The organism is Pseudomonas sp. GNP013, assembly GCF_054343995.1.
In genome coordinates this window covers 4,841,839-4,855,864 of sequence record NZ_JBTGUT010000001.1, presented here as the reverse complement: position 1 = coordinate 4,855,864, position 14,026 = coordinate 4,841,839, and the positions used below count along the sequence as shown (strand labels likewise).

Sequence of the window (14,026 nt, the reverse complement as noted above, 5' to 3'; positions counted from 1 at the left end):
ACGTTGCCCTGCAAGACGGCGCCGCATTATAACCAGCGTTCTGTCCTTGAGGGGTACTGCGCCAGTGGTTGTAGGACGCAGGTCTGCTGGTGGTCGAGGAAAAATCTGCTAACAATGCACACGGTGCGTATAACGGCAGCTAGGCCATAATGCGCGCCGAGATAAGAGGAGCATCCAATGAGCAGCACTGCACAAACTGCTGAAGGCGAAAAAATTCTCATCGTTGACGACGATCCGGGGCTGAGCAGCCTGCTGGAGCGCTTCTTCAACTCCAAGGGCTACCGTGCCCGCGCGGTGCCGAACACCGAGCAGATGGACCGTCTGCTGGGGCGCGAAGTATTCAACCTGGTCGTACTTGACCTGATGCTGCCCGGCGAAGACGGCCTCACCGCCTGCAAACGCCTGCGTGGCGCGAACAACCAGATTCCGATCATCATGCTCACCGCCAAGGGCGATGAGCTGAGTCGCATCAAGGGCCTTGAACTGGGCGCTGATGATTACCTGGCCAAGCCGTTCAACCCTGACGAACTGATGGCCCGGGTCAAGGCCGTATTGCGTCGCCAGGCAGCCCCGGTACCGGGCGCGCCAGGCAGCGAAGACGAAAGCGTTACCTTTGGCGACTACGAGCTGTCGCTGGCGACCCGTGAACTCAAGCGTGGCGACGAAGTACACATGCTCACCACCGGCGAGTTCGCGGTACTCAAGGCCCTGGTGATGAACGCACGCCAGCCGCTGACCCGCGACAAGCTGATGAACCTGGCCCGTGGTCGGGAATGGGACGCGCTGGAGCGCTCCATCGACGTGCAGATATCCCGTCTGCGCCGGATGATCGAGCCGGACCCGTCCAAGCCTCGCTATATCCAGACAGTCTGGGGTGTGGGTTACGTGTTTGTGCCGGATGGCACAGCGACCAAGTGACCGATGACTTGCAGGTACGGGTATCCCGGCGTTTGACCCCTTGAGGGTCGACGGGATGCTCGGCGTCTGCAATTCTGCGAGCGCTGCTTTTTCCTGCCAGGTGTCCAGCTGTCTTTTATGAAAACCCCATTGTGGTTCCCACAAAGTTTCTTCTCGCGCACCCTTTGGCTGGTGTTGATCGTCGTTCTGTTTTCCAAGGCACTCACACTGGTTTATCTGCTGATGAACGAGGACGTGCTGGTGGACCGGCAATACAGCCACGGCGTCGCGCTGACGCTGCGTGCCTATTGGGCGGCCGACCCCGAAAACCGCGAGAAGATCGCCAAGGCCGCCACGCTGGTGCGTGTTGCCGGTGCAGGCGTGCCGGAGGGTGAGCAGCATTGGCCCTACAGCGAAATCTATCAGCGCCAGATGCAGGCCGAGCTCGGTGAAGACACCGAGGTGCGCTTGCGCATGCATGTGTCGCCTGCCTTGTGGGTGCGTGCGCCGAGTCTGGGTGAAGACTGGCTGAAAGTGCCGCTGTATCCGCACCCGTTGCGCGGCCAGAAGATCTGGAACGTGCTTGGCTGGTTTCTGGCGATCGGTTTGCTCTCCACCGCCTCCGCGTGGATTTTTGTGCGTCAGCTCAACCAGCCGCTTAAGCGCCTGGTATTCGCCGCCCGCCAACTCGGCCAGGGACGCAGTGTGCGGCTACCGGTGAGTGACACACCCAGCGAAATGACCGAGGTGTACGGTGCGTTCAACCAGATGGCGGAAGACGTCGAACAGGCCGGGCGCGAGCGGGAACTGATGCTGGCGGGGGTGTCCCATGACCTGCGAACGCCGCTGACGCGCTTGCGGCTGTCGCTGGAATTGATGGGCAATCACAGCGACCTGACGGACGACATGGTTCGCGACATCGAGGACATGGATGCGATTCTGGATCAGTTTCTGGCGTTTATCCGCGACGGCCGTGATGAACTGGTTGAAGAAGTCGACCTGACGGACCTGGTACGTGAAGTCGTGGCGCCCTACAACCAGAACGGCGAACAGGTGCGCACGCGCCTGGAGCCGATCCAGCCGTTTGCTTTGCGCAGGGTTTCGATGAAGCGCCTGCTGAACAATCTGATCGGCAACGCCTTGCACCATGCCGGTTCCGATGTGGAGGTGGCGGCCTATGTGTCCGGGGACAGTACGGCACCCTATGTGGTGCTGAGCGTGATGGACCGTGGCGCCGGTATCGATCCCGCCGAACTGGAAGGCATTTTCAACCCCTTCACCCGTGGTGACCGTGCCCGTGGCGGCAAAGGCACGGGGCTGGGACTGGCGATTGTGCGGCGGATTGCGTCGATGCATGGCGGCAATGTTGAACTGCGCAACCGTGAGGACGGTGGGTTGGAGGCGCGGGTGCGCTTGCCGCTTGGTTTGATGCTGCCCCGAGATGCGGTCTAACCAACAACACTCATTGAAACGTGGGAGGGGGCTTGCTCCCGATAGCGATGTCTCAGTCAAAAATGTTTGACTGACACTCTGCTGTCGGGAGCAAGCCCCCTCCCACATTTGGTTTTATGGTGTGTCAGAGGAGGAAGGGTTTCAGCCCTTGCCCTTGGTCCTGGTCATGTTCGGGCCACCATTCTTTTCCAGGTGCTGAATGATGATCCCCGCCACGTCCTTGCCTGTGGTGGTCTCGATCCCCTCCAGCCCTGGCGATGAGTTCACCTCCATCACCAGCGGGCCATGGTTGGAGCGCAGGATATCCACACCCGCCACGGCCAGCCCCATCACCTTGGCTGCGCGTAATGCGGTCATGCGTTCTTCCGGGGTGATCTTGATCAGGCTGGCGCTGCCGCCACGGTGCAGATTGGAGCGGAATTCGCCCGGTTTGGCCTGGCGCTTCATTGCGGCAATCACCTTGTCACCCACCACGAAGCAGCGAATATCCGCGCCGCCGGCCTCCTTGATGTATTCCTGCACCATGATGTTCTGCTTGAGGCCCATGAACGCCTCGATCACCGACTCGGCGGCAGTCGCCGTTTCACACAGCACCACGCCGATGCCCTGGGTCCCCTCCAGCACCTTGATCACCAGCGGTGCACCGTTGACCATTTCGATCAGGTCCGGGATGTCGTCGGGTGAGTGGGCAAAACCGGTGACCGGCAGGCCGATGCCACGGCGCGACAGCAGTTGCAGCGAGCGTAACTTGTCCCGCGAGCGGGCAATGGCCACGGACTCATTGAGGGGGAACACCCCCATCATTTCAAACTGGCGCAGCACCGCGCAGCCGTAAAAGGTCACCGATGCGCCGATGCGCGGGATCACTGCATCAAACCCTTCCAGCGGCTTGCCCCGGTAGTGGATCTGCGGCTTGTGGCTGGCAATGTTCATATAGGCACGCAACGTGTCGATCACCACCATTTCGTGGCCACGTTCGGTGCCGGCCTCAACCAGGCGGCGGGTGGAATACAGACGCGGGTTTCGCGACAGCACAGCAATCTTCATGCAGCACCTGGGGCAGAAATAGTAGAGACCGGGAACACCGGCTTGTCTTGAACGTACTTGACGCCGGGACTGACCACCAATTGGCCGTCAATCAGCGCCTTGGAGCCTAGCAACAGGCGGTAACGCATGGCTTTGCGGCAAGCCAGGGTGAACTCCACGCGCCACACCCGATCACCCAACGCCAGCGTGGTGCTGATCACATAGCGCACCTGCGCGTGACCGTTGGAGCTCTTGATGGTCTTCATGGTCACCAGCGGCGCCTCGCAGCGGCGATGACGCAGTTGCACGACGGTGCCCAGGTGTGCGGTAAAGCGTACCCACTGCGCACCATCGCGCTCAAACGGCTCGATATCGGTGGCGTGCAGGCTCGAGGTACTGGCCCCGGTGTCGATCTTCGCGCGCAGGCCCGCCACCCCCAGATCGGGAAGGGCCACCCATTCACGCAGACCCACAACGGTCAAATGGTCAAATGTCTTCAATATAGATAACCGGTCAATTCGCCCAGGCTTGAGGAGCAACCTTGGCCAGGGCGTTGAATGCGGGCCTGGCAAACCAGTAGCCCTGCATCAGAAATATTCCACAGTCGGACAGGAAATCGCGCTCGCCGGCACTTTCGATGCCCTCGGCGATGACAGTAACCCCCAACTGCTCACAGATTGTGACAATCCCCCGGACGATCACCTGACGGACACGGTCCTTGTCGATATCGCGGATCAGCGCCATGTCGAGTTTGATCAGGTCAGGTTGGAAATCGGCCAGCAGATTCAGCCCCGAATAGCCCGCGCCGAAATCGTCGATGGCGGTCTTGAAGCCGAATTCGCGGTATTCACGCAGAATATTGGTCAAATGGCGATAGTTATCGACGTACTCGCTTTCCAGCGTCTCGAAAATCAGCCGGTTCAGCGGAAAATTGTGTGCCCGCGCCGCTTCCAGGGTACTGCGGATACACAGCTCCGGCCGATACACCGCGTTGGGCATGAAGTTGATTGAGAGATGGCTCTGCATGTCCAGCGCCGCCGCGCGGGCGATGGCCTGGGTGCGGCAGCGCTGGTCGAAGCGGTAGCGGTTGCCGTCATTGACCTGGTTCAGCACCGAGAGCGCGCCTTCACCGTCAGGGCCTCGCACCAGCGCCTCGTGGGCAAAAATGGAATGATCGCGCAGGTCTACGATAGGCTGGTAGGCGAAGGCAAAGTCGAATTTCAGCGGCTCGCTTTGCTGGCAACCCACGCAACGCTGATTGGGCGAGGTGAGTGAAGTGGGGAAGTCGGTCACAGCGTATCCTCGCGAAAACAGGGTGCTACCCGGCGTATCTTAGGTGAGCCTTGGGGTTTATGCGTCGAAGGGTTTCGACGGTAAGGTTGCGACATTTTTCAGAGCGAGGAATTCAAGTGGCTCAGAAGCAGGAAGAGGAAGAAAAGGTCCGTTTGGACAAGTGGCTGTGGGCGGCGCGGTTCTATAAAACCCGTGCCCTGGCCAAGGCTGCCATCGAGAGCGGCAAGGTGCACCATCGCGGCGAACGCTGCAAGCCGGGCAAGGAACCGCGTGTCGGTGACGAGTTTCAGATTCGTACAGGGTTTGATGAAAAAACCATCGTGGTGCAGGCGCTTTCCATCGTGCGCCGTGGCGCTCCCGAGGCGCAGGCACTGTACGCCGAGACCGAGGCGAGCATCGCCAAACGTGAAAACGCTGCGGCCATGCGCAAGGCCGGGGCGTCAGGCCTGACCACGGATGGCAAGCCGAGCAAGAAGCAGCGTCGCGATCTGTTCAAGTTTCGCGGCAGCGGCAATGACGACTGATCGCGCTGATCTCGCGGTTCAAATGTGGGAGGGGGCTTGCTCCCGACTGCGGTGTATCAGTCACCTTTGCATGCCCTGACACTCCCTCATCGGGAGCAAGCCCATCCCACATTACAGGCTCGGCGTTACGCAGTTTGTCGTATGACACTCAATCGCCCAATCACCGGCAGCTTACCCAGCAACCCGAAGACCGGCGCCGTCACGCGCAGCAACGCCCCCGACACCTTCGCCGCAAAAGGCGTGTAATACCCCCATCCCAATGCGAGCAATGCCAGCAAAACGCCACCGATATAATCGTCCTGCCCCCAATGTGCGCCCGCCACCAGGCGCGGCATCATGAACAGCAGCGCCAGGCCCCAGATCACCAGCACCTGGCCGATGTTACGGGCAAACACCGTCATGAACATGCCCCAGATCAGCAGCACCGAAGCATGATCCCCTGGGAAACTCTGGCTCGAACGGTCCTTCAGCTCCCAGGTTTTCTCAAGCCCGGGGAAGTAGTCGCTCATCTGCACGGCACCGCCGATCACCATCGACGGGCTGCTGTGTTGCCAGCCCATGTGCGCGGCGAGTTTGGAAAACAGCATGCGGATAAACAGCAGCAACAGCAGAATACCGAGAAAACCAAAGAAAGCCTGGCGTACCTGTACCGTCTTGAACACCCAGTCACCGCGAACCAGCAGCGCCAGCAAAATCACGCCAACCACCGCATCAAAAGGGCGCAGACTGGCCACGGCCCACATGTGCAGCCAGATTGCGCTGGTCGCCAGTGGGTCATTGAGCAGGTGAAACAGCCATTCGTCGAAAATCACACACAGCATCTGGCCCGTGGGCCACAGCCAAAAACACAGCAGTCCGATAGCGAGTAGATTGCAAAGAGCCCATCGCCGGAGGTTCCACTTGGCTTGGAACAAACCCGGATTGTTCATAAACTGTCCCTCTTCGCTCTAGTAAGTTCTCTGTTTCCAGGAGAAAACCGCACCAAGATGGTGCTAAAGCGTTTAATTTTATAAACGTTGTAATCATTTTGTCATCAATTCAGATACCCAGACCTATGACTGATCTACCGGATACCGACTTCACCCAACGCTTCATCTTCGACGAGAACGACGCCCGCGGCGAACTGGTCTCGCTGGAGCGCAGCTATGCCGAAGTCCTCGCCAAACACGCCTATCCGGAGCCGGTCGCGCAATTGCTCGGTGAGTTGATGGCGGCTGCGGCGCTGCTGGTGGGCACCATGAAGTTCGATGGTTTGCTGATTTTGCAGGCCCGCTCCGAAGGCCCGATTCCCTTGCTGATGATCGAGTGTTCCAGCGAACGCGACATCCGTGGCCTGGCCCGTTACGACGCCGACCTGATCGCCCCTGACGCCACGTTGAGCGACCTGATGCCCAACGGCGTGCTGGCGCTGACGGTCGATCCCACGGTCGGCCAGCGCTATCAAGGCATTGTCGACCTCGACGGCGACACCCTGTCGGACTGCTTCACCAACTATTTCGTGATGTCCCAGCAGGTCGGCACCAGGTTCTGGCTCAACGCCGACGGCAAGCGCGCCCGTGGCCTGCTGCTGCAACAACTGCCGGCGGACCGCATCAAGGACGACGATGACCGCGCCGAAAGCTGGCGCAACCTCACCGCCCTGGCCGGCACTCTCACGGCGGAAGAGCTGCTGGGCCTGGATAACCCGACCATCCTGCACCGCCTTTACCACGAAGAAGCCGTGCGCCTGTTCGACCCGCAAACCCTGCGCTTCCACTGCAGCTGCTCGCGCGAGCGTTCCGGCAACGCGCTGGTCAGCCTGGGACTGGAAGATGCACAGAATCTGGTAGTCGAACACGGCGGCCATATCGAGATCGATTGCCAGTTCTGCAACCAGCGCTACCTGTTCGATGCGGCCGATGTTGCTCAATTATTCGCCGGCGCAGGCATCGATACCCCTTCCGACACCCGCCACTAAAACGTTTAAGCACAGGTAAATCACCTGAGAAATGCCGAGATAGCGCTGTTCTGACGGGAGGGCCCTACTCTTTTTGGGCTTTTCTGGCATAATCCGGCCCACTTTTTTCGCGGTAGTAGTGCGCAACTTTCTACTACAAAACGTTTGGAGCACTCGGCCATAGGCCGACGGGGAACCTCATGACGCAAGCCAACAACGCCGTATACACCGATCTGAGTGTTGACGATCTGGTTAAAGAAGCCCTGCAGCGCGGTGAAGGCGTGCTTGCCGATACTGGCGCACTGGTCGTTGAAACCGGTCACCGTACCGGCCGTTCGCCGGTCGACCGTTTCATCGTTGAAGAGCCTTCCACTCAGGCTTCCATCGCCTGGGGCCCGATCAACCGCAAGTTCCCGGCCGACAAGTTCGATGCCCTGTGGGCTCGCGTCGAGGCATTCAACAACGCGCAAGAGCACTTCGTTTCCCACGTTCACGTAGGGGCCGCAGAAGACCACTACCTGGCCGTGAAAATGACCACCCAGACGGCCTGGCAGAACCTGTTCGGTCGCTGCCTGTTCATCAACCCGGCCCAGTACAACCCGGCCGGCCGTGAAGAGTGGCAAGTGCTCAACGTGGCCAACTTCGAGTGCGTGCCTGAGCGTGACGGCACCAACTCCGACGGTTGCGTGATCCTCAATTTCGCACAGAAAAAAGTGCTGATCGCCGGCATGCGCTACGCCGGTGAAATGAAGAAAGCCATGTTCTCGGTGCAGAACTTCCTGCTGCCGGCCTCCGACGTGCTGCCGATGCACTGCGCCGCCAACATTGGCGAAGCAGGCGACGTGACGCTGTTCTTCGGCCTGTCGGGCACCGGCAAGACCACCCTGTCCGCCGACGAAAGCCGTTACCTGATCGGTGACGACGAACACGGCTGGGGCGAGGGCGTGGTGTTCAACATCGAAGGCGGTTGCTATGCCAAGTGCATCGACCTCTCCGAGAAGAACGAGCCGGTGATCTGGAAAGCCATCAAGCACGGCGCCGTGCTGGAAAACGTCGTCATCGACGAGGCCGGGCACGCCGACTACACCAACGTCAGCCTGACCCAGAACAGCCGCGCGGCCTACCCACTGGAGCACGTAGCCAAGCGTTCCGAAAAGAACCTGGGCGGCGAGCCAAACGCGGTGATCTTCCTGACCTGCGACCTGACCGGCGTACTGCCGCCCGTGTCGATCCTCAGCGAAGAACAAGCGGCCTATCACTTCCTGTCCGGCTACACCGCTCTGGTGGGCTCGACCGAAATGGGCTCCGGCGGCGGCATCAAGTCGACCTTCTCCACCTGCTTCGGCGCGCCGTTCTTCCCGCGCCCGGCCGGCGAGTACGCGGAGCTGCTGATCAAGCGCATCCGCGGCTTCGGCTCCAAGGTCTACCTGGTCAACACCGGCTGGACCGGCGGCGGCTACGGCGTCGGCAAACGTTTCAACATCCCGACCACTCGCGGCGTGATCGCCGCCATCCAGAGCGGCGCGTTGATCGGTGCCGAGACCGAGCACCTGGACACCATCAACCTGGACGTGCCATTGGCGGTGCCGGGTGTCGAGACCGGTTTGTTGAACCCGCGTAATACCTGGGCCGACAAGGCTGCTTATGACGAAGCGGCGAAGGCGCTGGCCGGATTGTTTGTCGAGAACTTCAAGAAGTTTGAAGTGAGTGATGCGATCAAGGCGGCGGGTCCCAAGTTGTAAGACTCGATCGTTATGAAAAAGCCGCCCTCATTGGGCGGCTTTTTTGTGCGTGCTGTCCCGTCCTGAATAAGGTTTACACCTTCTGACCTTTCTTCAGGAGGACTCAATGGATACGGGAAAAAGGCGCAGCCAACGCGATTACACGCTAGCTTTTAAATTGTCGGTCGTAGACCAAGTCGAAAAAGGCGAGTTGAGTTATAAAGAGGCTCAACGGCGCTTTGGCATTCAGGGCCGGTCCACGGTACTGGTTTGGCTACGCAAGCATGGCCGACAGGACTGGAGCCAAGGCGCCTCAATCCGAGCGCCGCGGAGCAGGCCGATGACCGACCCCAACCTCCCGCTGACACCCGAGCAGCGGATTAAAGAGCTTGAAGAACAGTTGGCGCTGAGCAATCAAAAGGCCCAGTTCTTTGAAGCTGTCGTGAACGTCTTGAAAAATGATTACGGTGTGTCCATCGTAAAAAAGCGACCCGGCAAGTCCTCTCGCAAGGGCAAATCCAAGACCTGAGCATTACCAGGGCTTGCCTGTTCATGGGAATTTCGCGCCAAGCGTATTACAAACGTAACCGAGCCGTTGATGCGAGAGCTCACCAAGACCAGCAAGTAGTGGACTTTGTTCTGGAAAAGCGGCGTCGCCAGCCGAGGTTAGGCACGCGCAAGCTGCATTATCTGATGAGCACTGAGGCTCAAGTGCAGGTAATTGTTGGTCGAGACCGTCTTTTTTCCATCTTGCGCGAAGCGCGAGAGCTGGTTCCTCGAAAGCGTGCTTATCATAAAACTACGCATAGCCATCATCGGTTCCGCCGCCATCCCAACCTGCTCAAAGCAGGCCCGGAACAAGTTGTCGCTGGCAGGCCCGAGCAGGTTTGGGTTGCAGATATTACCTATCTGCCCACGCGGGAAAGTGTTGTTTACGTCAGCCTGATAACAGACGCGTACTCACGCAAGATCGTGGGTCATCATGTGCATGACAGCTTGCATACGGAGTCGGTGGTCAAAGCATTGCAGAAAGCTGTTAGCCAGCGAAAATCCAAGCAATCGCTGATCCATCACTCGGATCGCGGGGCCCAATACTGCTCCGACCTGTACCAGCAAATGCACGCCAAGCATGGGATCAAGTGCTCAATGACGGACGGCTACGATTGCTATCAGAACGCGATGGCAGAGCGGGTAAACGGGATTTTGAAAACTGAGTTTTTGCTGCACCGGCCCAAAGATTTGGCGGATGCCGTAAAAATGGTGGATGAGTCGGTGCTGATCTACAACGGGGAGCGGCCGCACTTATCCCTGAAATACAAAACGCCCGATGCGGTGCATCAGGCGTTTTGAGACTGAAACAGGTGTAAACCTATTTCAGGACTAGACATGCTCGCCAGGTCAATATGGATTCAGTGGCAGGAGGGAGCACGCCCCCTCCCACAGTTTGCATCTGTGATGCACTTAACTCAGGTTTTCCAGTGTCTGCGTGTCCCAGCTGTGGGTCTTGATGGCCAGGTAGAGCATGCCGATGGTCAGCGGGATCTTTTCACCACGGCCTTTGGCGCGGTGTTTGAGGAAGACGTCAAAAACCGGCGGCTGGAAGTAACGGTAGGCATCGTAGTCGCCCAGGTCGACGGCGAAATCCTGCTCCAGCGCCTCCATCAGTTGCCTGGCGTCGCCGCCGTCGCAGCCCAGGTCGAGATTGATCGCGGTTTGCAGGCGAAGGGTTTTATGTTGCGGCAATCCAATTTCTTCGTGCAGCAGTTGCAGGAGTTGCTGCATGTCGGAGTCTTCGGGGAAGTTGGGAGCCAGGTTCATGGTGTGGGTTCGCAGCAGTGGATGAGCATTACGTCGTTGGCGGTATCTATTTCGGGTGATCAGGGCAGAAATAACTAGGAAGAGAGTCAGACTGATCCAGAAGATATATTCAGTCATTGAAGTGACCGCCCTGGCGTTGTCGGATTGTTCTTGAAGGGCGAATCACGGCAAATTTGAAACCGCAACGGTCGCTGTGTTGAGTCCTTTCGATGTTCACGGGCTTTACCGAGAAAGTGGAGAGGACGTTAGTTTCGGTCAGTAAGAGGGATATTCAATAGAGGGGTAAGCAGGTGTTTTTTGCAATTTGGGAAGCGGATTGCGCGGTATTTCGTCTTTTCCTACAGTGATTATCGGCATCTTCAGCTTGGCGTCGATCTTTCGGCCGCAACTGCCCAACTATGGGAGCGATCAGGATCTTGCAGGTGTGCTTATGCAGCGCTTGAAAATCGTTTCCAGCCCCCTGTAATCACACGCCACCGCGTCGATGTTCGCAGGTATCCACGCTACGTCTTTTACCAGCCACCAGTTCACCGAGAACCCCGCATTTACGATGATTTGTTCAAACAGGATCCGTTGTGCCCGGCCATTGCCTTCGCGAAAAGGGTGGATGACGTTGAGGTCGCCATAAACTTCAGCGATTTGAGTCACCAGTTCAGCCTGGGGGGCGCCGACAAACCAGTTCGCCTCTTCCATATGCCGAATAATCTTCTCCGCTTCCGGAAGGATACGCTCGGGCGTGCAGAACAGCGTGTCGCCTTTCTGGATATTGACGCTGCGCAGTTCGCCGGCCCAGTCGTAAATATCGCCAAATAAAGTGCGGTGGATGTTTTGCAGGCGATCAAGGTCGTAGGGCGGCGGGAAGAGGGGAAGATTGCCTATGGCGATTTCGGACAGTTCCCGCTCGGCTTCATGCAAGCGTGCTTCATCGAGCAAATCGAGGCGGTTGCGCAGGACGCTGCTACCGGGATAGCAGTAAGGATCCTGGCCCACCCCGTATTTGTCGAGCATCAGCGCGGGGTATTGCGGTACTTGGCAAGGACGGTTTCGCGAGTGGGCAGCGGTTTGTCGACGTCCGCCGGCTGGGTGTCGAACCCCTCCAGGCGCAAGCTGGCCAAGTAATTGGAACGGCGGATCTTGTGGTAATGATCCTGTTTTTGCTCAAACGTCAGTTCGCTCATCGCAGCGTACTCCTAGGTAGCAAGGCTTGATTGTAGCGCAATGCGTCTGCGCGAAGGCAGTCTTTGGATAGGCAAGATATGGTAGTTGTTCCTACAAGCTTGCGCGAATAGTCCTGCTTTCCACCACGCTGTGTATCATCCTGTCTCTTTTTTACACGCGACCTTTCTCGATTCGCTGACCCGGGTGAGCTACGTTTCTAAGCCACCCTCAGCGGTCAATGGAGTGACAGCCTATGCACGACACCCTCCAGCAGGTCTTTGGTTATCCACAGTTTCGTTCGGGCCAGGAAGAAGTGGTCAGCGCCGTGCTGGCCGGGCGCTCGGCGGCTGCTATTTTCCCCACCGGCTCCGGTAAATCCCTGTGCTATCAGCTGTCGGCGGTTTTGCTCCCGCACCTGACGCTGGTGGTTTCACCGCTGCTGGCGTTGATGCAGGATCAGTTGGGCTTTCTGCAGCGCCACGGGATTTCAGCCGGCAGCATCGATTCGGCGCAAAGTCGCGAGGACGCCAATGAGGTGATGGCGCGTGCGCGCTCCGGTGAGCTGAAGATCCTGATGATTTCCGTGGAGCGCCTGAAGAACGAGCGCTTTCGTAACTTCCTGCAAAGCGTGCCGATTTCATTGTTGGTGGTGGACGAAGCCCACTGTATTTCCGAGTGGGGCCACAACTTTCGTCCGGACTACCTGAAGCTGCCGGACTACCAACGCCAGTTCAATATCCCGCAAGCCCTTCTGCTGACGGCTACGGCAACGCCCAAGGTGATTGCCGACATGCAGGCCAAGTTCGCCATTGCGCCCGGCGATGTGATCACCACCGGCTTCTATCGGCCCAACCTCAACCTGCTGGTGGAGCCGGTGAGCGGCGCGAACAAACGCCGGCGCCTGGTGCAGTGGATGAGCGAGCGGCCCAACCAGCCGAGCATCGTCTATGTCACCCTGCAAAAAACCGCCGAGCAGATCGCCGAGCACCTGAACCGCAACGGCATCCAGGCCGAGGCGTATCACGCCGGCTTGCCGCACGATAAACGCGAGGGCATCCAGCAGCGATTCATGGGCGGGCGCTCCAATTGCATCGTCGCGACCATCGCGTTCGGCATGGGTATCGACAAGAGTGATATCCGCAACGTGGTGCACTTCGACCTGCCCAAGTCCATCGAGAATTACAGCCAGGAAATCGGCCGCGCAGGACGTGACGGGCAGCCATCGGACTGCCTGGTGTTGGCCAACCGTGACAGCCTCAACGTACTGGAAAATTTCGTGTACGGTGACACGCCGGAGCAGGAGGGCATCCGCCGTGTGCTGGACGAGTTGCACGCGTCACGCAGCGAGGGGCAGTGGGAGTTTTTGCTGCGCTCGCTGTCGGACCACAGCAATATCCGCGAGTTGCCGCTCAAGACCTTGCTGGTACAACTCGAACTCAAGGGCGTGATCGCGCCGCGCTATGCGTTTTATGCCGAGTACCGTTTCAAATACCTGATTGAGCCCGAGGCCTTGCTGGCGCGTTTTTCCGGCGAGCGACAGCAGTTTGTCGCGGCAATCATCCAGGTGTGCAAGCGCGCCAAAACCTGGGCGACGGTGGATTTCGATGCGCTTTATCAACAGCATGGCGCTGAGCGCAATCGGGTGGTGAAGGCCCTGGATTACTTCCAGGAGCAGGGGCTGATCGAGCTGGAGAGCAAGCAGATGACCGAGGTCTACAGTTTGCTGAATACGGATTTCGACCCGCAGGTATTGAGCGCCGAGTTATACACAGGCTTCAAGCAACACGAGGTGACGGAAGTGGCGCGTATTCACGCCATGCTTGATCTGTTCGCCACCGAACACTGCCTGGGGCAACGTCTGGCACAGTATTTCGGCGATGACCAGGCGCCGCAGCGTTGTGGACATTGCTCGGTGTGCCACGGCCATATCGCGCACCTTCCACCGCCGCCTGGCCTGGCGCCGCTTGTGGATAAAAACTTCATGGGCCTGAGCGGTGATTTTATCCACAGGCATCATGAACACACCGGCGATTTGCCGGGCGCCGAACGGCTTACGCGTTTTCTCGGCGGCATCAGCGTGCCGTTGTTTACCCGGTTGAAGGCGCGCAGCATTCCCGGGTTTGCCGCGCTGGAGGAGTATCCCTACGCAGAGGTTCGCGAGTGGGCCGATGCCCATTTGCAGGACCTGTAAACACACACCT

14 protein-coding genes are annotated in these 14,026 nt (G+C 58.8%); 7 read left to right on the top strand and 7 right to left on the bottom strand.

Annotated elements, in window-relative coordinates:
- The first annotated feature begins 177 nt into the window (after positions 1-177).
- Together ompR and ACXX81_RS21340 are read left to right on the top strand one after the other, a co-directional pair.
- The gene (ompR, locus tag ACXX81_RS21345; protein WP_003213175.1) at positions 178-918 is read left to right on the top strand and encodes an osmolarity response regulator transcription factor OmpR; all 741 of its coding nucleotides are present in this window, start codon (positions 178-180) and stop codon (positions 916-918) included.
- Between the two features lie 117 nt (positions 919-1,035).
- Entirely contained in the window at positions 1,036-2,349 is a 1,314-nt protein-coding gene (locus tag ACXX81_RS21340) for an ATP-binding protein (RefSeq protein ID WP_057009854.1), read from the top strand.
- 141 nt (positions 2,350-2,490) lie between these two features.
- Here ACXX81_RS21340 and rimK read toward each other — a convergent pair whose 3' ends face one another.
- The 3 genes from rimK to rimA are packed head-to-tail and all read right to left on the bottom strand — an operon-like array spanning position 2,491 to position 4,668.
- A complete protein-coding gene (gene rimK, locus ACXX81_RS21335) occupies positions 2,491-3,396 on the bottom strand; it encodes a 30S ribosomal protein S6--L-glutamate ligase (RefSeq protein WP_003171022.1) in 906 nt (301 codons plus the stop codon).
- Positions 3,393-3,875: a retropepsin-like aspartic endopeptidase RimB gene (gene rimB, locus ACXX81_RS21330; protein ID WP_057009853.1), complete on the bottom strand. Its 483-nt coding sequence runs from the start codon at positions 3,873-3,875 to the stop codon at positions 3,393-3,395. Before rimB ends, rimK begins: the two co-directional genes overlap by 4 nt.
- Before the next feature lie 13 nt (positions 3,876-3,888).
- Positions 3,889-4,668, bottom strand: coding sequence for a S6 modification regulatory phosphodiesterase RimA (gene rimA / locus ACXX81_RS21325; RefSeq protein ID WP_458572345.1), 780 nt, complete (start codon positions 4,666-4,668; stop codon positions 3,889-3,891).
- Positions 4,669-4,784: 116 nt separating this feature from the next.
- Here rimA and ACXX81_RS21320 point away from each other — a divergent pair, with 116 nt between their 5' ends.
- Positions 4,785-5,192 (top strand): RNA-binding S4 domain-containing protein, encoded by a 408-nt coding sequence (locus ACXX81_RS21320; protein ID WP_003236026.1) that lies wholly within the window; start codon positions 4,785-4,787, stop codon positions 5,190-5,192.
- 125 nt (positions 5,193-5,317) lie between these two features.
- Here the strand turns inward: ACXX81_RS21320 and ACXX81_RS21315 are convergent, their stop codons facing one another.
- The gene (locus ACXX81_RS21315; RefSeq protein WP_458572344.1) at positions 5,318-6,121 is read right to left on the bottom strand and encodes a phosphatase PAP2 family protein; all 804 of its coding nucleotides are present in this window, start codon (positions 6,119-6,121) and stop codon (positions 5,318-5,320) included.
- A 125-nt stretch (positions 6,122-6,246) separates the two neighbouring features.
- On the opposite strand from ACXX81_RS21315, the gene hslO reads away from it, so the two are divergent.
- The 3 genes from hslO to ACXX81_RS21300 all read left to right on the top strand — a co-directional run bounded on the left by hslO (position 6,247) and on the right by ACXX81_RS21300 (position 10,199).
- Positions 6,247-7,149: an Hsp33 family molecular chaperone HslO gene (gene hslO, locus ACXX81_RS21310; RefSeq protein WP_209987286.1), complete on the top strand. Its 903-nt coding sequence runs from the start codon at positions 6,247-6,249 to the stop codon at positions 7,147-7,149.
- Positions 7,150-7,328: 179 nt separating this feature from the next.
- Positions 7,329-8,870, top strand: a complete 1,542-nt coding sequence (locus ACXX81_RS21305) for a phosphoenolpyruvate carboxykinase (protein WP_209987288.1) — start codon at positions 7,329-7,331, stop codon at positions 8,868-8,870.
- A gap of 106 nt (positions 8,871-8,976) precedes the next feature.
- A protein-coding gene (locus ACXX81_RS21300) for an IS3 family transposase (protein ID WP_458572343.1) occupies positions 8,977-10,199 on the top strand; the annotation gives its coding sequence in 2 pieces (ribosomal slippage) (positions 8,977-9,328 and positions 9,328-10,199; 1,224 coding nt in all).
- Positions 10,200-10,310: 111 nt separating this feature from the next.
- On the opposite strand, the gene ACXX81_RS21295 is transcribed toward ACXX81_RS21300, so the two are convergent.
- The 3 genes from ACXX81_RS21295 to ACXX81_RS21285 all read right to left on the bottom strand — a co-directional run bounded on the left by ACXX81_RS21295 (position 10,311) and on the right by ACXX81_RS21285 (position 11,845).
- Positions 10,311-10,667: a DUF1493 family protein gene (locus tag ACXX81_RS21295; protein ID WP_209990613.1), complete on the bottom strand. Its 357-nt coding sequence runs from the start codon at positions 10,665-10,667 to the stop codon at positions 10,311-10,313.
- Between the two features lie 408 nt (positions 10,668-11,075).
- Positions 11,076-11,675: a putative adenosine monophosphate-protein transferase Fic gene (locus ACXX81_RS21290; protein ID WP_458572342.1), complete on the bottom strand. Its 600-nt coding sequence runs from the start codon at positions 11,673-11,675 to the stop codon at positions 11,076-11,078.
- Positions 11,675-11,845, bottom strand: a complete 171-nt coding sequence (locus tag ACXX81_RS21285; protein WP_083221252.1) for a YhfG family protein — start codon at positions 11,843-11,845, stop codon at positions 11,675-11,677. The genes ACXX81_RS21290 and ACXX81_RS21285 overlap by 1 nt, the downstream gene beginning before the upstream one ends.
- A gap of 233 nt (positions 11,846-12,078) precedes the next feature.
- Here ACXX81_RS21285 and ACXX81_RS21280 point away from each other — a divergent pair, with 233 nt between their 5' ends.
- Positions 12,079-14,016, top strand: a complete 1,938-nt coding sequence (locus ACXX81_RS21280; RefSeq protein WP_458572341.1) for a RecQ family ATP-dependent DNA helicase — start codon at positions 12,079-12,081, stop codon at positions 14,014-14,016.
- Positions 14,017-14,026: the final 10 nt, after the last annotated feature.